Genomic DNA, 1,758 nt, shown 5'->3' with positions numbered 1-1,758 from the left:
CTGGTGTTTGGTCTATTGGGTCTCTTGGTGCTGGTGAAACGGTTGCTTTGAGTATTACTGTTGTTATTGTTGGTAATGGTACAGTTATTAACATTGCGAGTGTGTCTGTGGATCAGAATAACACTAACACTAATAATGGGTCTGATAATGAAACTATTAATGTGAGTAATAATGTTAATGTGAGTGTTGTTAAGGTTTCTAATACTACTGGGTCAGCGAATATTGGTGATATTATTACTTACACTATTACTGTGACTAACAACGGTTCTGGTAATGCTACTGGTGTATATGTGACTGATGTGTTGAACAATACTGTTTTGAGTTTTGTAGGTAGTAATGGTTCTTATGATAATGTTACTAGTGTTTGGTCTATTGGTGATTTAGGTGCTGGTGAAACGGTTGCTTTGAGCATTATTGTTGTTATTATTGGTAATGGTACAGTTATTAATACTGCGAGTGTGTCTGTGGATCAGAATAACACTAATGTTGATAATGGGTCTGATAATGAAACTATTAATGTGACTAATAATGTTAATGTGAGTATTGTTAAGGTTTCTAACACTACTGGGTCAGCGAATATTGGTGATATTATTACTTATACTATTACTGTGACTAACAATGGTTCTGGTAATGCTACTGGTGTATATGTGACTGATTTGTTGAACACTAGTGTTTTGAGTTTTGTAAGTAGTAATGGTTCTTATGATAATAATACTGGTGTTTGGTCTATTGGGTCTCTTGGTGCTGGTGAGAGTGTTGTTTTGAGTATTACTGTTGTTATTATTGGTAATGGTACAGTTATTAATACTGCGAGTGTGTCTGTGGATCAGAATAACACTAACGTGGATAATGGGTCTGATAATGAAACTATTAATGTGTCTAATAATGTTAATGTGAGTGTTGTTAAGGTTTCTAATACTACTGGAGCTGCGAATATTGGTGATATTATTACTTATACTATTACTGTGACTAATAATGGTTCTGGTAATACTACTGGTGTGTTTGTGACTGATTTGTTGAATGCTACTGTTTTGAGTTTTGTAGGTAGTAATGGTTCTTATGATAATGTTACTGGTGTTTGGTCTATTGGGTCTCTTGGTGCTGGTGAAACGGTTGCTTTGAGTATTACTGTTGTTATTGTTGGTAATGGTACAGTTATTAACATTGCGAGTGTGTCTGTGGATCAGAATAACACTAACACTAATAATGGGTCTGATAATGAAACTATTAATGTGAGTAATAATGTTAATGTGAGTGTTGTTAAGGTTTCTAACACTACTAGATCAGCGAATATTGGTGATATTATTACTTACACTATTACTGTGACTAACAATGGTTCTGGTAATGCTACTGGTGTATATGTGACTGATGTGTTGAATGCTACTGTTTTGAGTTTTGTAGGTAGTAATGGTTCTTATGATAATAATACTGGTATTTGGACTATTGGTGATTTAGGTGCTGGTGAAAGTGTTGCTTTGAATATTACTGTTGTTATTATTGGTAATGGTACAGTTATTAATACTGCGAGTGTGACTGTGGATCAGAATAACACTAATACCAATAATGGATCAGATAATGAAACTATTAATGTAAATAATAATGTTAATGTGAGTATTGTTAAGGTTTCTAACACTACTGGGTCAGCGAATATTGGTGATATTATTACTTATACTATTACTGTGACTAACAATGGTTCTGGTAATGCTACTGGTGTATATGTGACTGATTTGTTGAACACTAGTGTTTTGAGTTTTGTAA

1 protein-coding gene is annotated in these 1,758 nt (G+C 33.7%); it reads left to right on the top strand.

The features are described from left to right. Positions 1–1,758, top strand: a 1,758-nt coding sequence (locus MBFIL_RS04315) for a beta strand repeat-containing protein (RefSeq protein WP_157078653.1), incomplete at both ends; no start/stop codon positions are given.

The organism is Methanobrevibacter filiformis (genome assembly GCF_001639265.1).
GTDB lineage: Archaea > Methanobacteriota > Methanobacteria > Methanobacteriales > Methanobacteriaceae > Methanacia > Methanacia filiformis.
This window is presented reverse-complemented; position numbering and strand designations above follow the sequence as displayed.